The sequence below is a fragment of the Flavobacterium inviolabile genome (assembly GCF_013389455.1).
Classification (GTDB): Bacteria; Bacteroidota; Bacteroidia; order Flavobacteriales; family Flavobacteriaceae; genus Flavobacterium; species Flavobacterium inviolabile.
On record NZ_CP058278.1, the window covers coordinates 484,318 to 508,374 of the forward strand.

General features: G+C 41.1%; 25 protein-coding genes. 19 read left to right on the forward strand and 6 right to left on the reverse strand.

The features are described from left to right. The first annotated feature begins 94 nt into the window (after nt 1-94). From HW120_RS02190 to HW120_RS02270, 17 genes are all read left to right on the forward strand, one after another. The gene (locus HW120_RS02190) at nt 95-295 is read left to right on the forward strand and encodes a cold-shock protein (protein WP_177730349.1); all 201 of its coding nucleotides are present in this window, start codon (nt 95-97) and stop codon (nt 293-295) included. A gap of 233 nt (nt 296-528) precedes the next feature. Continuing rightward, nucleotides 529-894: an NADH-quinone oxidoreductase subunit A gene (locus tag HW120_RS02195; protein WP_177730352.1), complete on the forward strand. Its 366-nt coding sequence runs from the start codon at nt 529-531 to the stop codon at nt 892-894. Between the two features lie 65 nt (nt 895-959). Beyond that, nucleotides 960-1,511 (forward strand): NADH-quinone oxidoreductase subunit B, encoded by a 552-nt coding sequence (locus HW120_RS02200; protein WP_177730354.1) that lies wholly within the window; start codon nt 960-962, stop codon nt 1,509-1,511. 1 nt (nt 1,512) lies between these two features. Beyond that, complete coding sequence (locus tag HW120_RS02205) at nt 1,513-2,034, forward strand: NADH-quinone oxidoreductase subunit C (RefSeq protein WP_177730356.1); 522 nt, start codon at nt 1,513-1,515, stop codon at nt 2,032-2,034. Nucleotides 2,035-2,067: 33 nt separating this feature from the next. Then, nucleotides 2,068-3,303: an NADH-quinone oxidoreductase subunit D gene (locus HW120_RS02210; RefSeq protein ID WP_177730358.1), complete on the forward strand. Its 1,236-nt coding sequence runs from the start codon at nt 2,068-2,070 to the stop codon at nt 3,301-3,303. Between the two features lie 5 nt (nt 3,304-3,308). Continuing rightward, nucleotides 3,309-3,839 carry an NADH-quinone oxidoreductase subunit NuoE family protein gene (locus HW120_RS02215; protein ID WP_177730360.1) on the forward strand — a complete coding sequence of 177 codons (531 nt, stop codon included), beginning with the start codon at nt 3,309-3,311 and terminating at the stop codon, nt 3,837-3,839. A gap of 4 nt (nt 3,840-3,843) precedes the next feature. Next, nucleotides 3,844-5,211, forward strand: a complete 1,368-nt coding sequence (gene nuoF, locus HW120_RS02220; RefSeq protein WP_177730362.1) for an NADH-quinone oxidoreductase subunit NuoF — start codon at nt 3,844-3,846, stop codon at nt 5,209-5,211. An 18-nt stretch (nt 5,212-5,229) separates the two neighbouring features. Then, the gene (locus HW120_RS02225) at nt 5,230-6,258 is read left to right on the forward strand and encodes a 2Fe-2S iron-sulfur cluster-binding protein (RefSeq protein WP_177730364.1); all 1,029 of its coding nucleotides are present in this window, start codon (nt 5,230-5,232) and stop codon (nt 6,256-6,258) included. 6 nt (nt 6,259-6,264) lie between these two features. Then, a complete protein-coding gene (gene nuoH / locus HW120_RS02230; protein WP_177730366.1) occupies nt 6,265-7,296 on the forward strand; it encodes an NADH-quinone oxidoreductase subunit NuoH in 1,032 nt (343 codons plus the stop codon). 13 nt (nt 7,297-7,309) lie between these two features. Next, nucleotides 7,310-7,855, forward strand: a complete 546-nt coding sequence (nuoI, locus tag HW120_RS02235; RefSeq protein ID WP_177730368.1) for an NADH-quinone oxidoreductase subunit NuoI — start codon at nt 7,310-7,312, stop codon at nt 7,853-7,855. Between the two features lie 2 nt (nt 7,856-7,857). Further along, nucleotides 7,858-8,364, forward strand: a complete 507-nt coding sequence (locus HW120_RS02240) for an NADH-quinone oxidoreductase subunit J family protein (protein ID WP_177730370.1) — start codon at nt 7,858-7,860, stop codon at nt 8,362-8,364. 6 nt (nt 8,365-8,370) lie between these two features. Further along, complete coding sequence (nuoK, locus tag HW120_RS02245) at nt 8,371-8,691, forward strand: NADH-quinone oxidoreductase subunit NuoK (protein WP_136403880.1); 321 nt, start codon at nt 8,371-8,373, stop codon at nt 8,689-8,691. A gap of 6 nt (nt 8,692-8,697) precedes the next feature. After that, entirely contained in the window at nt 8,698-10,584 is a 1,887-nt protein-coding gene (gene nuoL, locus HW120_RS02250; RefSeq protein ID WP_177730372.1) for an NADH-quinone oxidoreductase subunit L, read from the forward strand. Between the two features lie 10 nt (nt 10,585-10,594). Continuing rightward, nucleotides 10,595-12,028 (forward strand): complex I subunit 4 family protein, encoded by a 1,434-nt coding sequence (locus HW120_RS02255; protein WP_177730374.1) that lies wholly within the window; start codon nt 10,595-10,597, stop codon nt 12,026-12,028. A 15-nt stretch (nt 12,029-12,043) separates the two neighbouring features. Then, nucleotides 12,044-13,411: an NADH-quinone oxidoreductase subunit N gene (locus tag HW120_RS02260; RefSeq protein ID WP_177730376.1), complete on the forward strand. Its 1,368-nt coding sequence runs from the start codon at nt 12,044-12,046 to the stop codon at nt 13,409-13,411. A gap of 142 nt (nt 13,412-13,553) precedes the next feature. Further along, a complete protein-coding gene (locus HW120_RS02265) occupies nt 13,554-14,822 on the forward strand; it encodes a Y-family DNA polymerase (protein WP_177730379.1) in 1,269 nt (422 codons plus the stop codon). Further along, nucleotides 14,813-15,250, forward strand: a complete 438-nt coding sequence (locus HW120_RS02270) for a LexA family protein (protein WP_177730381.1) — start codon at nt 14,813-14,815, stop codon at nt 15,248-15,250. The genes HW120_RS02265 and HW120_RS02270 overlap by 10 nt, the downstream gene beginning before the upstream one ends. On the opposite strand, the gene HW120_RS02275 is transcribed toward HW120_RS02270, so the two are convergent. The 6 genes from HW120_RS02275 to HW120_RS02300 form a co-directional block, all read right to left on the reverse strand. Further along, complete coding sequence (locus HW120_RS02275) at nt 15,247-15,600, reverse strand: hypothetical protein (RefSeq protein ID WP_177730383.1); 354 nt, start codon at nt 15,598-15,600, stop codon at nt 15,247-15,249. The genes HW120_RS02270 and HW120_RS02275 overlap by 4 nt on opposite strands. Nucleotides 15,601-15,761: 161 nt before the next feature. Next, complete coding sequence (locus tag HW120_RS02280; protein WP_177730385.1) at nt 15,762-16,775, reverse strand: LLM class flavin-dependent oxidoreductase; 1,014 nt, start codon at nt 16,773-16,775, stop codon at nt 15,762-15,764. A 67-nt stretch (nt 16,776-16,842) separates the two neighbouring features. Beyond that, complete coding sequence (gene recJ / locus HW120_RS02285; protein ID WP_177730387.1) at nt 16,843-18,540, reverse strand: single-stranded-DNA-specific exonuclease RecJ; 1,698 nt, start codon at nt 18,538-18,540, stop codon at nt 16,843-16,845. A 33-nt stretch (nt 18,541-18,573) separates the two neighbouring features. Next, nucleotides 18,574-18,996 carry an OsmC family protein gene (locus HW120_RS02290; RefSeq protein ID WP_177730389.1) on the reverse strand — a complete coding sequence of 141 codons (423 nt, stop codon included), beginning with the start codon at nt 18,994-18,996 and terminating at the stop codon, nt 18,574-18,576. A gap of 13 nt (nt 18,997-19,009) precedes the next feature. After that, a complete protein-coding gene (gene rsmI / locus HW120_RS02295; protein WP_177730391.1) occupies nt 19,010-19,714 on the reverse strand; it encodes a 16S rRNA (cytidine(1402)-2'-O)-methyltransferase in 705 nt (234 codons plus the stop codon). Between the two features lie 73 nt (nt 19,715-19,787). Beyond that, nucleotides 19,788-20,846, reverse strand: a complete 1,059-nt coding sequence (locus tag HW120_RS02300) for a hypothetical protein (RefSeq protein WP_177730393.1) — start codon at nt 20,844-20,846, stop codon at nt 19,788-19,790. Nucleotides 20,847-20,949: 103 nt separating this feature from the next. Here HW120_RS02300 and HW120_RS02305 point away from each other — a divergent pair, with 103 nt between their 5' ends. Together HW120_RS02305 and HW120_RS02310 are read left to right on the forward strand one after the other, a co-directional pair. Further along, the gene (locus HW120_RS02305) at nt 20,950-21,567 is read left to right on the forward strand and encodes a thymidine kinase (RefSeq protein WP_177730395.1); all 618 of its coding nucleotides are present in this window, start codon (nt 20,950-20,952) and stop codon (nt 21,565-21,567) included. Between the two features lie 3 nt (nt 21,568-21,570). Then, nucleotides 21,571-24,006: a bifunctional UDP-N-acetylmuramoyl-tripeptide:D-alanyl-D-alanine ligase/alanine racemase gene (locus tag HW120_RS02310; RefSeq protein WP_177730397.1), complete on the forward strand. Its 2,436-nt coding sequence runs from the start codon at nt 21,571-21,573 to the stop codon at nt 24,004-24,006. Nucleotides 24,007-24,057 lie beyond the last annotated feature (51 nt).

Below are 24,057 nucleotides of genomic sequence, written 5' to 3' on the forward strand. Positions count from 1 at the left end.
AAACATAATCACCTTATTTTTTTCACTAAAAACTTGTTTGTGTTAAAAAAAAGTTTATCTTTGGTAATTATTAATTATTTTTTTTTATTACTCTATGCGAACAGGCAAAGTAAAATTTTTTAATGAATCCAAAGGTTATGGATTTATTACTGACGAAGAAACAGGAAAGGACATTTTCGTTCACGCTACTGGAATTAAAGTTGAAACTTTAAATGAAGGTGATAAAGTTTCTTACGAAGAAGAAGAAGGAAGAAAAGGTAAAGTAGCTGCTAAAGTAGTAGTTATCGAAGACTAATAAATATATTAATTTTTGGTTACCTAAATGACTAAACCGCTCTTCTCAGAGCGGTTTTTTTATACCTGCATTTTACACAAAAACTCTTTTATAAAATTTCATTATTTATATTTAGTCTAAATATATTTTGCGATTACAGCAGAAAACCACGCCAAAATCATTAAAAATTAAAGTTGCTTATCCCGCTAAGGAATGTATATTTGTGAATTATTTCCAGAATTAAGAGATTAATCATGCAAACAAACCAAATTGATTACATTCCAATAGTGATGCAATCACTTTTAGCTATCGGATTTGTGGTAACTACCATCATAATTTCAGGCTATTTAGGACCTAAAAGGCACTCGAAAAACAAGGATAAAAATTTCGAATGCGGTATCGAATCTGTCGGTAATGCCCGTATTCCTTTCTCAGTTAAATACTTTTTAGTCGCTATATTATTTGTTCTTTTCGATGTTGAAGTGATATTTATGTATCCTTGGGCCGTTAACTTTAGAGCTATGGGCTTAGAAGGATTCTTAAAAATGGGGATCTTTATGACGCTTCTTGTAGTGGGCTTTTTTTATGTCCTCAAGAAGAAAGGATTGGAATGGGAATAAGAATTTGATTGTAGACGGTTTTCTGGACTTTTGAAACCCGTTGAAAATCCAAAAAAATAATAACGATGAGTGATACTTCTAAATATAACATGGTAGACGCTCCGGAAGGATTTGCCGGAGAAGGATTTTTTGCTACCAAATTAGATTCTGTTGTAGGATTAGCCAGAGCCAATTCTTTATGGCCTTTACCGTTTGCAACATCATGCTGCGGTATTGAATTCATGGCAACCATGGCTGCCCATTATGATGTGGCACGTTTCGGATCGGAACGTATGAGTTTCTCACCAAGACAGGCAGACATGCTGCTGGTTATGGGAACCATAGCTAAAAAAATGGCTCCGATTTTACGCCAGGTTTACGAACAAATGTCAGAACCGAAATGGGTTATCGCTGTTGGAGCCTGCGCTTCTTCCGGTGGTGTTTTTGATACCTATTCCGTACTTCAGGGTATTGACAAGGTAATTCCTGTGGATGTGTACGTTCCGGGATGCCCGCCAAGACCGGAGCAAATTCTGGACGGTATCATGCGCTTACAGGAAATTGTAAAAAGCGAATCCGTTAGAAGAAGAGGATCAGACGAATACAAAGACTTATTAGGTTCTTATAACATCAAATAAAATGGCTTTAGAAACCTCAGTAATACAAAACAAATTGATTGAAAATTTCGGATTAAAAGTAACCGATTTCTTTCAACAACATGATATTTTCACATTTGAAGTAGCATCAGACTCTATCATAGAAGTTATGAAATTTCTAAGAGATGATGCTACTTTACGTTTTAATTTCCTAACCGATTTGTGCGGCATCCATTATCCGGATTATGACAAAGACCGTCAGTTTGCCGTGGTATACCACATGCACAACTGGGTGGACAATGTTCGCATCCGCATCAAATGCTATCTGAATGGCGACCAGCCGGAAATCGATACAGTAACCGGGCTTTTCCTAAGCTCGAACTGGCAGGAAAGAGAAACCTATGATTTTTACGGAATCATATTTAAAGGACACCCGCAATTAAAGCGTATTCTAAACATGGATGAAATGGAATCTTTTCCTTTGCGTAAAGAATTCCCAATGGAAGACGGCGGAAGAACCGATAAAGACGACCGATTTTTCGGTAGAACAACCCAAAATTGCTAATAGTAACCTGAAAAAAATATTTTTACAACTAAAATGTCAGATCTATTATTACCACCAGAGCATCGATATGCGAAAGTTATTGAGAGCAGAAGAAATGAAGACGGAAGTGAGCTTTCGATACTGAACTTAGGTCCTACGCACCCTGCTACCCACGGAATCTTCCAGAACATCCTTTTAATGGACGGGGAACGCATTCTTGATGGTGAAGGTACCGTTGGATACATCCATCGTGCTTTTGAGAAAATTGCCGAAAACAGACCTTTTTACCAGATTACGGTTTTAACCGACCGTATGAACTATTGCTCCGCTCCTATTAATAATATGGGATGGTGGATGACTTTAGAAAAAGCACTTGGAATTGAAGTGCCGAAAAGAGTACAATACCTTCGTGTAATCATCATGGAATTAGCCCGTATTGCCGATCACATTATCTGTAGTTCGGTTATGGGAGTAGATACAGGAGCCTTAACCGGATTCTTATATGTATTCCAGTTCCGCGAAAAAATATATGAAATCTACGAAGAAATCTGCGGTGCCCGTTTGACCACAAACATGGGAAGAATCGGAGGTTTTGAAAGAGAATGGAGTCCGGCAGCTTTTAAAAAGATCAACGACTTTTTAGAAGAATTCCCGCCAATATGGACAGAATTTGAAAACCTGTTAACCCGAAACCGGATCTTTATGGACCGTACTATCGGAGTAGGAGCCATTACTGCAGAAAAAGCAATCAGCTACGGATTTACAGGTCCGAACCTGCGTGCTGCCGGTGTGGATTATGACGTTCGTGTAATGCAGCCATACAGCTCGTATGAAGATTTCGAATTCAACATTCCCGTAGGAAAACACGGAGATACTTATGACCGTTTCTGCGTTCGTAATGCAGAAGTCTGGGAAAGTTTGAGTATCATCCGCCAGGCATTGGCAAAATTACCGGAAGGACCATACCATGCAAATGTACCGGATTATTACCTGCCGCCAAAAGATGAAGTGTACCACAATATGGAAGCTTTAATCTACCACTTTAAAATCGTAATGGGAGAAGTTCCTGTGCCGTTAACGGAAGTATACCATCCTGTTGAAGGAGGAAACGGAGAAGTTGGTTTCTATTTGATTACCGACGGAAGCAGAACCCCTTATCGTTTACATTTCAGAAGACCATGCTTTATATATTATCAGGCTTATAACGATATGGTTAGAGGACAAATGCTTTCCGATGCGATTGCAACTTTGTCAAGTCTTAACGTAATTGCCGGTGAATTAGACGCATAATGATTATGGAAAATACCCAATACAAACAAGAAATAAATATGACCCCGGAACTAATGGCCCGAATCAATGAACTGATCAGCCACTATCCGGAAGATAAAAGAAAATCCGCTTTACTTCCTGTATTACACGAAGTACAGGATGCTCACGAGAATTGGTTAAGCTACGAATTAATGGACAATGTTGCTGAAATTTTAAAAATTCAGCCTGTTGAAGTGTATGAAGTAGTCACTTTCTATACCATGTTCAATCAGAAGCCTATCGGTAAATACATGTTCGAATTTTGCAGAACATCCTGTTGTGCCGTTCGCGGAGCCGAAGACTTAATGGACTATACCTGCAATAAACTGGGTATTAAGGAAGGGGAAACCACAGTGGACGGAATGTTTACCGTTGTTGGTGTAGAATGTTTAGGAGCCTGCGGTTATGCACCAATGATGCAAATCGGGGATTTCTACAAAGAACATCTTACAAAAGAAAAAGTAGATGCAATCATTGCCGATTGCAGAGAAGGTAAAATCAACTTACACGATAAATAATACCATGGGAAGAAAGATATTATTAGACAAGATAAATATTCCAGGTATCAAAACCTATGAAGTATACCGCCAGAACGGAGGATATGCTTCTGTGGAGAAAGCTTTAAAAACATTAACTCCGGACGAAGTTACAGAAGAAGTAAAAACATCAGGACTTCGCGGTCGTGGTGGTGCTGGTTTCCCTGTAGGTTTAAAATGGAGTTTTATTGATAAAAAATCGGGCAAGCCAAGACACCTGGTATGCAATGCCGATGAATCGGAACCGGGAACTTTCAAAGACCGTTTCCTGATGGAATATATTCCGCACTTATTAATTGAAGGGATGATTACCTCCAGTTATGCATTGGGTGCCAACCTATCTTACATTTATATCCGTGGGGAATATATGTGGGTATTTAAAATTCTGGAAAGAGCCATCAAAGAAGCCTATGCTGCCGGATGGTTAGGAAAGAATATTTTAGGAACCGATTTCTCATTGGACTTACATGTTCATTGCGGTGCCGGAGCCTATATCTGCGGTGAAGAAACGGCGCTGATTGAATCCTTGGAAGGAAAAAGAGGAAACCCGAGAATCAAACCACCATTCCCGGCGGTTAGCGGTTTATGGGCAAACCCAACGGTGGTAAACAACGTAGAATCTATTGCAGCTGTGCCTTGGATTGTGAACAATTCAGGTGCCGAATATGCTACAATCGGGATCGGACGTTCTACAGGAACAAAATTAATCTCTGCATCTGGACATATCAAAAATCCGGGTGTATACGAAATAGAATTAGGACTAAGCGTTGAAGAATTCATGAACTCCGATGAATATCTGGGTGGAATGATGGACGACAGACCTTTAAAAGCATTAGTACCGGGAGGATCATCTGTTCCTATTTTACCGGCACACCTTATCAATAAAACAGCAAACGGTGAAGACCGTTTAATGTCCTACGAATCATTAAGTGACGGTGGTTTCGCTACAGGATCCATGTTGGGATCCGGTGGGTTTATCGTGTATAACGATACGACCTGTATTGTACGAAACACCTGGAACTTCTCCCGTTTCTACCACCACGAAAGCTGCGGACAATGTTCCCCATGCCGTGAAGGAACAGGATGGCTGGAAAAAGTATTACACCGAATTGAAAACGGACACGGAAGAATGGAAGACATCGACCTGCTTTGGGACATTCAGAGCAAGATTGAAGGAAACACCATCTGTCCGCTTGGAGATGCTGCAGCATGGCCTGTAGCGGCGGCAATCCGTCACTTCAGAGACGAATTCGAATTCCACGTTCGTTTCCCAGAAAAAATAAAAAACAGAGATCACTTTGTCAACGAGCCTTTTGAAAAAGTAAGACATTTAATCTCAAAACAAACTGTATAAAGTCAAGAATCGCGTACTATGAAAGTTACTATAGACGGTCACGAAATAGAAGTAGAACCAGGAACCACTATCCTGCAAGCTGCTAGAATGATTGGAGGCGAGTCGGTTCCACCGGCAATGTGCTATTATTCTAAATTAAAAGGAAGCGGTGGAAAATGCCGTTGCTGTTTAGTAGAAGTATCCAAAGGTAGTGATGCTAACCCTACTCCTATGCCTAAATTAATGGCATCATGCGTTACAGGTGTAATGGATGGTATGGAAGTAAAAAGTATCTCTTCCCCGAGAGTTGTAGAAGCCCGGAAATCGGTTACCGAATTTTTATTAATCAACCACCCGTTAGACTGTCCGGTTTGTGATCAGGCAGGGGAATGTGATTTACAAAACCTAAGCTTTAACAACGGAAAATCGGAAACCCGTTTTATTGAAGAAAAAAGAACATTTGAACCGGAAAATATCGGTGATAACATTCAATTGCACATGAACCGTTGTATCCTTTGCTATCGTTGTGTAATGACAGCAGATCAGTTAACGGACGGACGTGTACACGGGGTTATGAATCGCGGAGACCACTCCCAGATTTCAACCTGTATTTCCAAAGCGATTGACAATGAATTCTCCGGAAACATGATTGACGTTTGTCCTGTGGGTGCTTTAACCGACAAGACTTTCCGTTTCAAATCCAGAGTTTGGTTTAACAAACCATATAATGCTCATAGAAATTGCGACAAATGCTGCGGAAAAACTACGGTTTGGATGTTTGGAAACGAAATCCAGCGTGTTACAGCCCGTAAAGATATTTACCACGAAGTGGAAGAATTTATCTGTAACGAATGTCGTTTCGACCACAAAAACGTAGAAGACTGGGTAATTGAAGGACCTCGTAAATTCGAGAAATTCTCGGTTATCAACCAGAACAACTATACCCGCAAACTGGATAAAGTGGTTATCGATACTGAAAAACAAATTCTTCAGGGTCGTGAAATGGACAGAAAGAAAATTAGTATGGTGGATGTTCCTTTACAGAACAACGGAAATTCTAAATCATAATTTGCAATGGAGACTCCAATTATCATAGAGAAAAGTGTCATTATCATAGCTGTTTTTGCTATTACCATGATAATGGCGATGTATTCTACATTAGCAGAGCGTAAAATTGCAGCTTGGCTACAGGACCGTGTTGGTCCTAACCGTGCCGGTAAAGGAGGTATTTTACAACCCCTTGCCGATGGTTTAAAATTATTCTCAAAAGAAGAATTCCTGCCGAATACCCCTAATAAATTCTTATTTACGATTGGTCCGGCAATCTCCATGAGTATGGCATTAATTACCAGTGCTGTAATTCCATGGGGCGATAAATTACACTTATTCGGAAGGGATATTATCCTGCAGGCTACCGATATTGACGTAGCGATCTTATACGTTTTTGGCGTATTATCCGTGAGTGTTTACGGAATCATGATTGGTGGATGGGCATCGAACAACAAGTTCTCGTTAATGAGTGCTATGCGTGCCGCTTCCCAGATGATCTCCTATGAAGTAGCAATGGGATTATCCATTATTGCTTTGGTAATGATGACCGAAACCCTAAGCCTTCGTGAAATCGCCGCACAACAATCCGGCATGAACTGGAATGTATTTTACCAGCCTTTAGGCTTCCTGATTTTCCTGGTATGTTCTTTCGCAGAAACGAACAGAACGCCATTTGACCTTGCGGAATGTGAGGCGGAGCTTATCGGTGGATACCACACGGAATATTCGTCCATGAAAATGGGATTCTATTTGTTCGCGGAATATGCGAGTATGTTTATTTCCTCAACCATTTTAGCTGTATTGTATTTCGGAGCCTATAACTATCCGGGTATGGACTGGGCTGTTGAAAACTGGGGTGTAAACGCTGCAAACGTGATTGGAATGTGTGTGTTGTTTGCCAAAATCTGTTTCTTCATCTTCTTCTATATGTGGGTAAGATGGACAATCCCGAGATTTAGATACGATCAATTGATGAATTTAGGATGGAAAATGTTATTTCCTCTTGCTATTATAAACATTCTTATAACAGGAGCAGTAATCTTACTTTTCCAATAAAATAATAAAAGAGATGTCATTAGATACAATTTCATTATCAGGAAGAAAAAAAGAGGTTTCCAACAAAAAGATGACTTTTTGGGAAAGCCTTTATCTGGTTGCGATATTCAAAGGATTAATCATTACGATCAAACACTTATTCAAAAGAAAAGTAACGATTAAATATCCGGAACAAAAACGTGAATTCAGTCCCGTTTACCGCGGTCAGCACATGCTGATGCGTGATGACGAGGGAAGAGAGCGCTGTACCGCCTGCGGACTTTGTGCGCTATCCTGCCCGGCAGAAGCCATCACGATGAAAGCAGAAGAACGCAAACCGGAAGAAAAACATTTGTACAGAGAAGAGAAATATGCTTCTATTTATGAAATCAACATGCTGCGTTGCATTTTCTGCGGATTGTGTGAAGAAGCCTGTCCGAAAGAAGCGATTTTCCTTACAAAATCAAAAGTAATCGTAAAATCAAGCAGCAACCGCGAGGATTTTATTTACGGAAAAGACAAATTGGTTATGCCGTTAGAAATGGCCATACAAAATACTAATCAGCATAAGGCAAGTTAATCATGATTGAAGTTTTATTTTATATACTATCGACCATTACACTGGGAACTGCTCTTCTGACAATTTTCAGCAGAAACCCGATTCACAGTGCTATTTATCTGGTTATTTGTTTCTTTTCGATTGCCGGTCATTATTTAATGCTGAATGCACAGTTCCTTGCAATTGTACACATCATTGTCTATTCGGGCGCCATCATGATCCTGATGCTATTTACCATCATGTTAATGAACCTGAACAAAGATCACGAAAAGCATAAACCTAAATTAATAATCTTTGCCGCTACCATCGCCTTCTGCCTTGTAGCATTAGTATTATTAGCTGCTTTATTAAAAACAAAACCGGTTGTAGAAAGTTACTACCAGTCCGGTGAAGATTTCCAGTCTATTAAAGTTCTTGGACAGGTATTGTTAAACGAATACATGGTTCCTTTTGAATTTGCTTCGGTATTACTTTTAGTAGCCATGATTGGAGCAGTATTAATTTCTAAAAAAGAGAAACAAAAAGCCTAATTTGATATGGAACATATTTTAAAAGAAATTGGTGTAGAAACCTACTTATATTTATCCGCTCTGTTATTCAGCATAGGTGTTTTTGGAATTCTTTTACGTAGAAATGCCATCATCATGTTTATGTCAATTGAGATTATGTTAAACGCTGTAAACCTTTTGTTAGTAGCTTTTTCTACTTTCCATCAGGATGCATCGGGACAGGTATTCGTATTTTTCTCAATGGCAGTAGCTGCCGCAGAAGTAGCTGTAGGTCTGGCGATTTTAGTTTCTATTTTCAGAAACTTAGGATCGATCGATATTGATAATTTAAAGAATTTAAAAGGATAATCCCTAATGGAGACAAGTTTAGTTTTACTCTTATTATTGGCCCCTTTTGTCGGGTTTTTATCTAATATATTTTTTGGAAAGCAGCTGGGTAAAAGCGGTTCCGGAATTTTAGGAACACTTGCCGTAGTGGTTTCTTTCCTGGTTACTTCCTATTTCTTCATTCAGGTAAGCGGAAGCAAACAACCTATACATGTTCATTTATTTGACTGGATTTCTTTAGGGAAATTCAACATCAACTTTGATATATTATTAGATCAGCTATCCTTGTTATGGCTAATGTTCGTAACAGGAATCGGATCGTTAATCCATATCTACTCCATCAGCTATATGCATGATGACGAGAACATGCACAAATTCTTTGCCTATCTGAATTTGTTTATCTTCTTTATGATCACTTTGGTTGTAGGAAGCAACTTATTGATCATGTTCATCGGTTGGGAAGGTGTTGGATTGTGTTCCTATTTATTAATCGGATTCTGGTATAAGAATCAGGACTATAACGATGCGGCTAAAAAAGCCTTTATCATGAACCGTATCGGGGATTTAGGTTTCCTTGTGGGGATCTTTATCATCGGATACCTGTTCAACTCTTTGGACTTCATGACCATCAAACATGCGGTATTAACCGGTTCTAACCCGGAAATGGCAACATGGTTAAGCATTGCAACATTGTGCTTGTTTATTGGTGCTGCCGGTAAAAGTGCCCAGATCCCGTTATACACCTGGCTACCGGACGCGATGGCTGGACCAACTCCTGTTTCGGCTTTAATTCACGCCGCTACGATGGTTACTGCCGGTATCTTTATGATCACCCGTTTAAACTTCCTTTTCGACCTAACTCCGGATGTTCAGAGCATCATCGCGGTTGTGGGAGCAATTACCTCTCTGGTTGCGGCTTCTATCGGACTGGTACAAAACGATATCAAAAAAGTATTGGCCTACTCCACTGTTTCCCAGTTAGGATTAATGTTCCTGGCTTTAGGATTGGGTGCCTATGAAATTGCTGTTTTCCACGTAATCACACACGCTTTCTTTAAAGCCTGTTTGTTCCTGGGTTCCGGTTCGGTTATCCACGCTTTACACGGCGAACAGGACATGCGCAAAATGGGTGGTTTAAAAAGCGTAATGAAAGTGACTTACCTGACTTTCCTATTAGCAACATTGGCTATTTCCGGAATACCGCCATTTGCCGGTTTCTTCTCTAAAGATGAAATCCTGATGGTTGCCTTCCATCAAAATAAAGCGCTTTGGGTTATTGCAGCCTTAGCGTCTATTATGACTGCGTTCTATATGTTCCGTTTGTTATACCTGACGTTCTTTAAAGAATTCAGAGGTACTGCAGAACAAAAACACCATTTGCATGAAAGTCCGGGATTAATCACGTTCCCGTTAATCGTTTTAGGGATCCTTTCGGTTATTGGCGGAGCGATCAGCCTGCCGGGCAACAGTTGGTTAAACGACTATTTAGCGCCTATTTTTGCACACAAAGTTCACGTAGAACACCATTTGGGTACAACAGAATATATGTTGATGGCCTTTGCAGTTATCGGAGCTTTAATCGGTATCGGAATTGCTTATTCAAAATATATCAAACAAGCGCAGGTTCCTGCAGAAGACGAACAAATTACAGGCTTTGCCAAAGTATTGTACAACAAATATTATGTTGACGAGACTTATATGGCCGTTATTGTAAAACCTATTTACAGTCTTGCTAAATTCTTCAGAGATTATATCGAAACCGGATTATCACAAATAATCTTCGGATTCGGATCTGTTGCTGACGGATTGGCTTTACAAGGTAAAAAATTACAAAACGGAAATATTGGTTTCTATTTATTCGCCTTTGTATTCGGACTTTGTTCGGTAGTGTTTTATTTATTCTTTTTACGATAATCTGTTAGAAATGGACGTAACTATATTATTATTAATTTTATTACTAGGAGCTGTAGCAACCTATTTCTCCGGAAATAAAAATGCTTCAAAAGTAGCTTTACTTTTCAGTGTGGTTGCTTTAGGTGCTTCCCTTATGATTTTAAACCAGTTTAGTCAGGGTACAGACAGTAGCTTTTCCGCTGTCTGGATGACGAATCCTAACATACTGTTTTCCTTAAAAGCCGACGGTCTTTCACTGGCAATGGTGGTTTTAACAACTGCTTTAACGCCTTTGATCCTGCTTTCTTCTTTTGGAAACAACTTTAACAATGCCAGAAATTTTTATGCCTTAGTGCTGTTTATGTCATTCGCCATGGTGGGGACATTCTTAGCCTCCGACGGTTTCCTGTACTATATTTTCTGGGAGCTTTCTTTAATTCCAATCTACTTTATCGCGTTACTATGGGGTAATGGCGATGCCGCAGAACGTAAAAAAGCCGTTATTAAATTCTTTATCTACACCTTTGCCGGATCTTTATTCATGCTGGTTGGTTTTATTTATTTATACCAGAAAGCAGGAAGTTTCCAGTTGGATAAATTATACGCTTTGGAATTAACGTCAACAGAAGAATTCTGGATTTTCTTAGCGTTCTTTTTTGCTTATGCTATTAAAATTCCAATCATTCCTTTCCACACCTGGCAGGCGAATGTGTACCAAAAAGCACCAACCGTAGGTACGATGTTATTATCCGGTATCATGCTGAAAATGGGATTGTATTCCGTTATCCGCTGGCAGTTGCCAATCGCACCAAATGCGGCTAAAGAAATGCTGTATCCGATTATCGGATTGAGTATTGCCGGTGTCATTTACGGTTCTATTGTTGCTTTAAAACAAAAAGACTTAAAGAAATTATTAGCCTATTCCTCTTTAGCCCACGTTGGCTTAATCGCAGCAGGATGCTATACGCTCACTTTGGATGGTTTCAGAGGAGCTGTTTTACAAATGATTGCCCACGGTTTTGTAATTGTTGGTTTATTCTTCGCAGTAGAAGTAATCTACAGACGTTTCGAAACCCGTACAATCCATGATATGGGTGGTATCCGAACACAGTCGCCTAAATTTGCGTCCATGTTCATGATTCTGGTTTTAGCTTCCGTAGCATTACCGGGAACCTTTAACTTTGTAGGTGAATTTACCGTATTATACAGCTTGTTCACCGTTAATTTAGCTTTTGCTATCGTAGGCGGAACAACAATTATTTTAGGAGCTTTCTATATGTTAAGAATGTTCCAGCACGTAATGTTAGGAGAAACTAATGCAAAACCGTTTGCAGATGTTAGTGTTAACGAAGGAATTGTATTTGTGGTAATCATCGGATTCTTATTGTTCTTCGGATTGTATCCGAAACCGATAATCGAATTGATTACACCAAGTTTACAAGAGATTTTAGTACATATTAAATAAATTTAGTCCAGTATAATGAGTACAATAATAGCAATTGCAGTATTAGGTATTATCTGCCTTATAGCTGAAATTTTCAACTTAAGAAAAGCCATTGTTCCCGTAACAGTAATAGGGTTATTGGCAATTTTGGGTATTACCGTGGCTGAATTTAATGTAACGGAAAGTTATTACAACAACATGATTGTTGTGAATCGCTTTACCGTAACGTTCTCCAGTTTATTCATTTTGTTAACCGTATTTCTGGTTACGTTAAGTCATAACTTTTACAAAGACCGTCCTTCAAAATTATCCGATTTTGTAGCAATAAAAATATTCCTGCTATTAGGAGCTGTAGCTATGGTTTCTTTCGGAAACCTGGCAATGTTCTTCTTAGGCATCGAGATCTTATCTATCTCTTTATACATCCTTGCCGGTAGTAACCCTGTAAGCTTAAAAAGTAATGAAGCCGGTATGAAATACTTCCTGATGGGATCTTTTGCATCCGGAATTATTCTTTTCGGTATTGCTTTAATATATGGTGCCGTAGCGTCATTTGACATGAACATGATTTATGAAGCGTCAAACTCTGCTACTACGGTAGACTGGTTCTATATCGGGGTATGTATGATTACCGTAGGTATGCTGTTCAAAATCGCCACTGTACCTTTCCATTTCTGGGCACCGGATGTTTATGAAGGCGCTCCGTCGCTAACTACAGCAACAATGAGTACCCTGGCAAAAGTAGTTGCCATGGCGACATTCTTCAAATTGAATCTGGCAATGAACGGCAACATGAACTTTGCTTATGAAACGGTTATTGTAATCATTTCTATCGCTTCCATGACCGTAGGAAATATCATGGCATTACGCCAAAACAACATTAAGAGAATGCTTGCCTTTTCCGGTATTTCCCATGCCGGTTTTATGCTAATGGCATTATTAAACCTTACCAGTGCAACGGGAAGTTTATTCTACTATACCGTAGCCTATACATTGGCAGGAATCGCTGCTTTTGCTGTAATCCTTTATGTATGTAATGGTAAAGACAATGAAAACATTGACAACTTTAACGGATTGGGTAAAACCAAACCACTAATGGCAATGATCCTTTCGGCTTCTTTATTATCAATGGCCGGTATTCCGATTTTCTCCGGTTTCTTTGCAAAATTCTTTATCCTGAACCAGACTTTACAGGCAGGATATTTAATATTGGTTATTGCCGGAATTATAAACTCTATCATTAGTGTTTACTACTATTTCCGAGTAATCAGTGCCATGTACACCAAAGAAGCTTCCGAAGAAGCAAAACCGGTTCCGTTTGAATTCTATATCGTAGCGGTAGTTGCCATCGGGTTAAACATTGCTATTGGTTTATTCCCGTCTGCTTTAATGGATCTGTTATAAAATACAATACCCTTATCATATCAAAAAGTCATCAGTTATTGATGACTTTTTTGTTTTTACACCATTTTTAAGATACTGCCCGAAAAACAATTTTAACGCTTCCCTATCACTCCCATTACCAACAAAACTGTAATTTTACAGCATGTATGCACTGGTAGACTGTAACAACTTTTACGCTTCCTGCGAACGCGTATTCCAACCCCAATATGCAGGCAAACCCGTTGTCATTTTATCCAACAACGACGGTTGTATCATTTCGCGCAGTGAAGAAGCCAAAGCTTTGGGAATCCCTATGGGCGCTCCGGAGTTCAAAGTACGGGACCAGCTGAAACAACTCAACGTCAAAGTATTTTCATCCAATTATCCTTTATATGGCGATTTAAGCCAACGGGTAATGAACATCCTCCGGCAGTTTACACCCAATGTGGAAGAATACAGTATTGACGAAGCCTTTTTAAACTTTGACGGCCTGGCTATTGCCGATTACCACGACTATGGCGTGCAGATGAAAAAACGGGTACAAAAATGGATCAGTATCCCAATTTGCGTTGGCATTGCACCCACCAAAGGCCTCTCTAAAGTGGCCAACAAGATTGCCAAGAAATTCCAGGAACGTACCGGTGGCGTATATGTGATAGATAACGACGAAAAACGGATCAAAGCACTCAAATGGACTAAAATTGAAGACGTTTGGGGCATTGGCTACCGGCTGATCAAAAAAGTAAAAGCACAGCATATCCATACCGCTTACGATTTTACCTTACCACAGCACGAAGCCTGGATTAAACGGGAAATGGGCGTTATCGGACTGCGGTTGCGCAGTGAACTGCTGGGCAGATCCGTCTTGGAACTCGAAGAACATCAGGACTCTAAAAAAAGTATTGCCATAACCCGGAGCTTTGAAAAGAAACTATCCGATTACCGGGAAATCCGGGAACGCATCGCGACCTTTGCTTCCGTTTGTGCCGAAAAACTCCGCAAACAGCAATCCTGCTGCTATAGCGTAATTGTACTATTGGTAAAAGACAAACAGCGGTCCAAAACCAAACGATACTATTACAGCCAGATGGAAAACCTGTCCTTTGCCAGCAATTCCAACATAACGATCAGCAATATGGCGGTCACTATCCTGGAAAAACTATACGAACCCAATGAAGTTTACCTGAAAGCCGGAGTGATTGTAACCCAGCTCCTGCCGCAGGATCAGAAACAGCTGCACCTGTTTGAAGATGAAAACCCGAAACACCTCAAACTGATGGAAGTCATGGATGCCTATCACCGGAAAACCGGCGAACGAAAAATCAGGCTGGGTAGCCAGGATTTACAGAAAACCTGGAAAATGAAACAGCAACATCTGTCGCCAAATTATACAACAAACATTAAAGAGATCATGGAAGTCGTATGCCGTTAGCAAAAAAGAACCTCAGCTTTTTTATCCCCGATTCGGAAAACGCTTTAGAACTGCCTTTTATATCAGCCGGTATTAAAGCGGGATTTCCCTCGCCTGCTGCCGATTTTGACGGAACAAAAATCAGCCTTGATAAGGTTGTCGTTAAAAATCAGGAAGCAACGTTCTATGCCCGTGCCAAAGGAAACTCAATGACCGGAGCCGGAATTGATGATGGCGATATATTAGTAATCGACAAAAGTCTGGAACCCAAAAACAACAAAATCGCCGTGTGTTATATTGACGGGGAATTTACCGTAAAACGGATTAAAATAGAAAAAGACTGTGTGTATCTCGTTCCGGAAAATTCCGATTATGAACCGATAAAAGTAACGGAAGAAAACGAACTCATTATTTGGGGAATTGTAACCTATGTGTTGAAAAGCGTTTAGTTTTTACACAATTCGCGCAGGTACTTGTTTAAATTCAGCTGGAATAAAGTTCCCTGAACCAGGTCTTTAATCTGGTACACCTCTTTTTCCGTAACCGCCAGTTCGATGGCTTCAAAGGGCGTTTTCAGTAAAAATTTATGGCAGCGGCCACGCATCTCGCATTCCGAGCAACAAGCTTTCTCGCAGGATAGATCAATCAGTTCCGAGAATTCCTGCATTTCCTCCGGTGTTAGATAAAAACCTGTTTCTTTAAACACCAATTGTACTTTATGGCGCAAAACCTTCTTCTCTTTTATCCAAAAGAATGCTACTCCGAAATCATTGTAATAAAGCTGCTCTATCTGTTGCATCGTTTCCAATTTTAAACAAATATAAATAATTATTTATATTCATTCTAAATAAAATAATGTTAATTTTTATTTTATCATGATAGGATAGCCAAACCCTTATACACCTCAACCTTTAGAATATAAGGGTTATATCCAAAAAACCATTAATAGGCTATCCTGCATTACTCATTAAAAACAGAAGCAAAAATTTCGAACGAACGCAATTTCGCCTCCTGACTGAAAATCTGCGAAATGGCCATAATCTCATTCACTTTGGTCGCTTTCGCAAACTCCTTAAAGTGATGTTGCAGCGTTTCCTTATTACCCACAAAAGTAAATGCGGTCATCTGCATCACAGCTTCCCTCACATCTCCGGACCAGACCTCATCCATATCGTCTACCGGCGGCATCAAAGGACGTCTGGTATTTGTAATAATCCCGGTAAATGCCTGGTATAAGGAAGTCGCCAGATAATTCGCTTCATCGTCGGTATCCGCGCCTATAACATTCACGCAGGCCAGTACATACGGCTCCGATAAATAATCGGATGGCTCAAAATAATGTCGGTACAATTCAATCGCACGATAAAACTGTGCCGGTGCAAAGTGGGCTGCAAAAGCATACGGCAATCCCATTTTTCCGGCAAGAACAGCACTTTCCATACTGGAACCTAAAATCCAGAGGGGAATATCAATTCCTTCACCCGGAAAGGCTCTCACGTTTGAAAACCGGTTTTCGGCACTAAGGTATTTTTGCAGCTCCTCAATATGGGCTTCAAAATTATAATTCAGGTCATAATTGTTTTTACGCAGTGCCATAGCCGTTGCGCCATCGGTTCCGGGTGCCCTGCCCAATCCCAGATCAATACGATCGGGATATAATGTAGACAGCGTTCCGAATTGTTCGGCAACCGCAAGCGGCGAATGATTGGGCAGCATAATACCACCGGAGCCCACGCGTATGGATTTTGTATGTTCGGCGATATTGCCAATCAGTACAGAAGTGGCAGAACTCGCCACATGCTGCATGTTGTGATGTTCGGATAACCAGAAACGGGAATAACCCAAAGCTTCCGCTTTTTGAGCCAGAGTTCTGCATTTTTCAAAAGTATCGGAATACGTATCTCCCTGGGAGACAACTGCTAAATCTAATAAGGAATATTTAAGTCCGTGGAGCGGATTATCGTGTGAAGTCATTTCTCGTATTTATAAAAAATAAAGTTAGAGAAATACTTGCTTCCGAAAACCCAAGAAACTGTTAATCTTAATGCGCTTTAATATCGCGCAGGCGAAGCTGCAAACTCACGTTGCCGTTCCATTCGTTTTCGTCAATGGAAAAAGCAGCGTCAAAGGATTTCCGGTTTTCGGTCAGGTTGATTTTATCGGCTAATCCGAATCCGATAGCGGCAAAACCCGGCTCTTCACCCTGCTGTTTGACATACAATCGCAAATGCTCTTCGTCCTGACCTATCGTTTTTCCGTAACCGGTATCGTTTAATTTTTCGGCCATAAAAACCGGCGTCATATTTTCCGGTCCGAAAGGCTCAAACTGCTTTAAAATCCGGAAAAACTTAGGATCAATTGCCTGCAGCTCCATTTCGGCATCGATGCTTATCTCCGGAACCAGCAGATCGGGATGAATGGTTTCCGAAACGACTTTTTCAAAATGCTTTTTAAAATTTTCGTAGTCTTTCTCTTTTAAGGTCAATCCGGCGGCATACATGTGCCCGCCAAACTGCTCCAGGTAATCCGAACAGGCTTCCAAAGCATTATAGACATCAAAATCTTTTACCGATCGGGCAGAAGCCGCCAGTTTATCACCGCTTTTGGTAAAAACCAGGGTCGGACGGTAATAGGTCTCCGTCAACCGGGACGCTACTATACCAATAACCCCTTTGTGCCAGTCTTCCTGATACACCACGGTGGTAAAACGCTTGTCTTCCTCTTTTATCCGGATCTGTTCCAAAGCCTCTTTGGTAATCTGCTTGTCCAGGTCTTTCCGGTCGGCATTAAACATTTCAATCTGTGATGCAAACTCCGCTGCCTGTTCCAGGTTGAATTCCGTCAGCAGTTCCACAGCATAGTTGCCGTGTTTGATACGTCCGGCAGCATTGATACGCGGTGCGATCACAAAAACAACATCGGTAATTGTTAAGGTCTGTTTTTTTATATTCTGGATCAGCGCTTTAATTCCGGGACGCGGATTCGCATTGATTACTTCCAGTCCGAATTTTGCCAGCACCCGGTTTTCGCCGGTAATCGGAACAATATCCGCCGCTATCGCCGTTGCTACCAGATCCAGATACGGAAGCAGGTCCGTTATGGTCTGGTTCCGGTTTTGGGCCAAAGCCTGGATCACTTTGAATCCGACGCCACAACCGCACAATTCTTTATACGGATAGTGGCAATCCTGTCTTTTCGGATCTAAAACAGCCACCGCATCCGGTAAGGTATCACCCGGACGGTGGTGATCACAAATAATAAAATCGATATTCTTTTCTTTGGCATACAATACCTTATCGATGGACTTGATGCCACAATCCAGCGCAATGATCAGCGAGCATCCGTTATCATCGGCAAAATCAATCCCTTTGAATGAAACACCGTATCCTTCGGCATAGCGATCCGGAATATAGGTGGCTACATTCGGATAAAAGCTTCTCAAATAGGACGACATTAAAGAAACTGCCGTCGTTCCGTCTACATCATAGTCGCCAAAAACGAGGATATTTTCCCCCTGCGCAACCGCTTTTTCTATCCGTGCCACGGCTTTGTCCATATCCTGCATCAGGTACGGATCGTGCAGATCGTCTAATGACGGACGGAAAAAAGACCGGGCCTGCTCAAACGTTTCAATACCGCGTTGCACCAGTAAAGTGGCTATTAATTCTTCAACATTCAGCTCGGAAGCCAGTTGCTTTACTTTTTGTAAATCGGGTTTGGGTTTGAGTGTCCAGCGCATAATAACAATTTGTATGGATTATAAAAAAAGTACCTATAGGGTATGATAGTGTATCGCAATATTTACTTTGGCAAACTGACGGAACATTTCCATAACGCCGCAATATTTGTCTACGGAAAGATTTACTGCCCGTTCCAGTTTTTTCGGATCGAGATTGTTTCCGTAAAAATGGTAATCCACACGAACCGTGTGATAGGTTTTCGGATGTTCTTCCGTTAAATCGCCTTCCGTTTCGATTTTAAAACCGGTTACATCCAGCTTCATTTTTTCAATCAGTGAAGCAACATCCAGACCGGTACAGCCAGCCAGCGCCGACAGCATTAACGCTTTCGGGCGAAGACCGTTTCCTTCACCGCCGTTTTCGGGTCCGGCATCAATAGTCATGACATCGCCACTGGGATTGGTCGATTCAAACTGCATTTTCCCCAACCATTTTGTACTAACCTGATGTGTCATAAATCGTATCTTTTTATTCGCTTTTCTCTTTTTTACTTTCTTTTGCAGTCACTTTCCCGCCAACAATAACCACGATCTCACCTTTGGGTGGTTTGGCTTCAAAATGTTTTAAAACTTCCTCCGCAGTGCCGCGCACCGTTTCTTCGTGTAGTTTTGACAATTCACGGGATACCGAAACCGGCCGGTCCGCACCAAAATACTCCACAAATTCCGCCAGTGTTTTAACCAGTTTATGCGGAGACACATACAATATCATTGTCCGGGTTTCTTCCGCCAGGATCAGGTAACGGGTCTGTCTGCCTTTTTTGTCCGGTAAAAACCCTTCAAAGACGAACTTATCGTTTGGCAGTCCGCTGTTAACCAATGCCGGTACAAAAGCCGTCGCTCCGGGTAAACACTCTACTTCCACATTGTTTTCCACACAGGCACGCGTGAGCAAAAATCCGGGATCGGAAATTGCCGGCGTTCCCGCATCGGAAATCAGCGCAATACTTTCTCCTGCCTGCAGACGTCTGATGATATTCTCAACTGTTTTATGTTCGTTGTGCATGTGATGGCTCTGCATGTGTGTAGCAATTTCAAAATGCTTTAACAGCTTACCGCTGTTCCGGGTATCTTCTGCCAATATCAGATCGACTTCCTTCAAAACGCGAATCGCTCTGAATGTCATGTCTTCCAAATTCCCGATGGGTGTGGGTACTAAATACAATTTAGACATATCCTAAAATTTAAACACCAACCTGCATCAATAAAATTCATGCAGGTTGGCGTAATTTATACTTATAAAAAGACTACGAGAATCGCTTCTCTACAATCTCCATAAAACGGGTTGCATATTCTTCTTTTCCTTCCCAGTTATTGTAATCCGGTTTTACCAGATCTTCAATAAAATTCTGAGCATCTTCAAAATTATCAAAGGTATTCAGCTGGGATAAAACACGGTTCAGGTCTTCACCGCTTCCGCCAAAAAGGTTCTTTTCGAAAGCAATCCGGTCGTTCAGTCCCAAAGCGATAGCTTTACTGTGGGCATCGCCCGTTGCTTTTCGGGTATAGGCTTCTTTTTCGGATGAAATGGAAAGTACCGGTTCTTCGTTTATTGGTTCCACAGCCGGTTCAAAAACAATATCCGCCACTTTTTCAACATCGGCAGGCACATCGTTTACTTTTACAAATTCCGGTTCTTTATAGGAATGCCCTAACAACTCTTCCAAAGTGATTTGCTTTGGTTCCTGTTTCGGTTCTTCTTTTACACGTTCGAAAACCGGTTCTTCGATAATCGCTTCTGCCGGTGCTGCTGGTTCTTCTTCGTCTTCCGGAGTCATTTCTTCTTCATCCAGCTCGCTTTCATCAATATCAATCTGGCCGACAACCACCTTTTCTTCTTCCGCTATTACTACCGGTTCTTCCGTTGTTTCTTCTGTTTCTTCCGGTTCCGTTTCAATAACTTGCTCAACAGCAGGTGCTTCCGTTTCAGCGGCGGCTATAATCAGTTCTTCTTCCTCCGGCTCGGTTTCCGTCTCCATTTCCGATTCGGCATCTTCCGGTTCGGCTACAATATTTATTTCTTCCGCAACCGGTTCCGGTTCGTTTTCCACTACAGGTTCCGGCACTGCTACCGCTGTTTCTTCTTCTTCTTTGTTTTCAAAAGCTCCGTCTAATTTCTCTTCCAGTTCTTCCAGGCCGATTGTTGGTTTTACCGCTTCGAAATTTTCTTCATAAAAACGTAATACCGATAATATCTCATACAGTTTTTGCGTTTCCTGATGTAACTGAATCACTTCCGATTTATTTTTTAATTTTAAAATGCGGTGGGCAATACTAATTAATTCGGCCTCTAATTTTTTCTTCATAACTTTTGATTTTATATGGAGTAAAGCGGTGGTTTTTTAATAAATTTGTTTCCATTACAAAAGTAACAGAAAAAAACGCTGTTTACAGCCTGAAAAGTACAAAATGTTTCTCGAAAATACGGTAAATCATAAAGAACAATTTGGATGGATTGAAGTCATTTGCGGCTCGATGTTTTCCGGTAAAACTGAAGAACTTATTCGTCGTTTAAAACGCGCTCAGTTTGCCAAACAAAGAGTGGAAATTTTCAAACCGGCCATCGATACCCGCTATCACGATGAGATGGTTGTTTCTCATGACGCTAATGAAATCCGCTCTACTCCGGTTCCGGCAGCGGCTAATATCCGTATTCTTGCCGATGGCTGTGATGTCATCGGAATTGACGAAGCCCAGTTTTTTGATGACGAGATTGTTGCCGTTTGCAATGACCTTGCCAATTCCGGCGTACGCGTTATCGTAGCAGGACTGGACATGGACTTTAAAGGCAATCCTTTCGGCCCGATGCCCGCCCTGATGGCAACAGCCGAATATGTTACAAAAGTACATGCCGTTTGCACCCGCACCGGAAATTTAGCCAACTATAGTTTTAGAAAAACCCACAACGACAATCTTGTTTTACTGGGTGAAACGGAAGAATACGAACCGTTAAGCCGTGCGGCCTATTTTAATGCTATGAAAGAAATGCAGGAACAAGAGTCCAGAAACAAAAAAAATCAAGAATAAGCTTTGAGTTTAATTATCAAAAATATTATCCCGGTCATTCACGCTAAATGGTTAGGGACTGATGAAACATGTCCTGTAGACAATGTTTCCATCGACAGCCGTTCGTTACAAAACAACAACGGAACTTTATTTTTTGCACTGGTCGGACACAATCACGACGGACATCATTACATTCCGAACCTGATTGCCAAAGGCGTTCAGAATTTTGTAGTGAATCACATTCCGGACATGCTGGAAGGCAAGGCAAACTTCCTGGTAGTTAACGATACGCTGCACAGCCTTCAGAAATTTGCGGCCTATTACCGCATGCAGTTTGATTTCCCGGTAATAGGTGTTACCGGAAGCAGCGGTAAAACCATTGTCAAAGAATGGCTGAACTTCCTGTTAAGCCCGGAATACAATATCATCCGCAGCCCTAAAAGCTACAACTCCCAGGTAGGTGTTCCGCTATCGATCATCGGGATCAATGAAAAACACAACTTAGGGATTTTTGAAGCCGGTATTTCCACTGTCGGCGAAATGGACAAACTGGAAGCCATTATCAAACCGACCATTGGTATTTTAACCAATATCGGTGCGGCACATGACGAAGGTTTCGAAAGCGTAGCCCAAAAAATATCCGAAAAAATAAAACTCTTCCAAAACGCCAAAATTCTTATTTACCAGAAGAATCCGCTAATTGACGACCTTCTGGACAAAAATATCCCAACTTTCAGCTGGAGTTTTGAAGACCGCACTGCCGATGTATTCATTACCAAAACGGCTCCTGACGAACTGGAAGTACACTACCGCCAACAGCCTTTCCTGCTGCAACTTCCGTTTCAGGACAAAGCGTCTGTTGAAAACACCATCAGCTGCCTGATGGTACTGCTGCATTTCGGGTATGACAAGGCTGTCATTAAAGAACGCCTGTACAACCTGTATCCGGTGGAAATGCGCCTGCAGGTGAAAAACGGTATTCACAACTGTACACTAATTGACGACAGTTACAGTTCCGACTACCAGTCGCTAAAAATTGCGCTGGATTTCCTGGAGCAGCACAAAACCCATCAGCAGAAAACAATAATACTATCCGATATTTTCCAGAGCGGTTTTCCGGTGGAAGAATTATATGCCAAAGTTGCCCGGCTGTTAACCAACAATAAAATTGAACGCGTTATCGGGATTGGCGAAACCATCAGCCGTTACCTGAAAGATTTTCCGGGATTTATTGCCTTTAAAAACACCCATGATTTTCTGGTGCAATACAATGCCGCTTCTTTTCAGAACGAAACGATACTGATAAAAGGCGCACGAACCTTTCATTTTGAAGAAATCGTAACCCTGCTGGAAGAAAAAACACATGAAACGGTATTGGAGATCAACCTGAATGCCATCAGCCACAATCTGAACTTCTACAAATCGAAGCTAAAACCGTCCACAAAAATAATGGTCATGGTAAAAGCTTTCGGATATGGAAGCGGCAGTTTTGAAATTGCAAAATTACTGGCCCACCACAAAGTCGATTATTTAGGCGTGGCTTTCGCCGATGAAGGAATTGCACTTCGCAACGCCGGTATTGAAATGCCGATTATTGTGATGAACCCCGAAAACAGTGCTTTTTCGGCGATGATTGCCTACCATCTGGAACCGGAAATCTATTCGCCTACTGTCCTAAAAACGTTTATTACTCTGGCCCAGCAGAAAAACCTGTCCAATTACCCGATACACATCAAACTGGATACCGGTATGCATCGTCTGGGTTTTGAGGAAAACAATCTCGATGATCTGATCTCTGTTTTAAAAAATAACAATTTTGTCTCCGTTAAAAGTATCTTCTCCCACCTTTCGGCGAGCGACGGACCGGAATTCAACGATTTCACGTTACAGCAGATCCATACGTTTGACCGATGGTCGCAAAAAATTGTATCGGAACTGAACATCACCCCTATCCGCCATATCCTGAACACATCCGGAATTTACAATTTCCCGGATTATCAGTTCGACATGGTACGCCTGGGTATCGGACTATACGGCGTAGGAAATGATGAGGAAGAAATGAAACACCTGGAAAATGTAGGCACGTTAAAAACCGTTATCCTGCAAACCAAAGAAATTCAGGCCGGTGAAAGTGTGGGCTACAGCCGGAAATTCATGGCAACCCAAACCACTAAAACCGCTACAATTCCCATTGGCTATGCCGACGGAATCCCAAGAAGCTGGGGCAATCAGAAAGGTTATGTGATGATTAAAAACCAGAAAGCGCCCATAATCGGCAATATTTGCATGGACATGTTAATGGTCGATATTACCGGTATTGACTGTAAAGAAGGCGATACGGTAATCATTTTTGGCCAGCAGCCAAGAGTAACCGAAATTGCAAAAACCATTGGCACCATACCCTACGAAATACTGACCAGCATCTCGCACCGGGTAAAACGCATTTTCTTTAAAGAATAAAAAAGACTACTAAAATTGTTAAATTTTTAATCCGTTTTACTACTTTAGTAC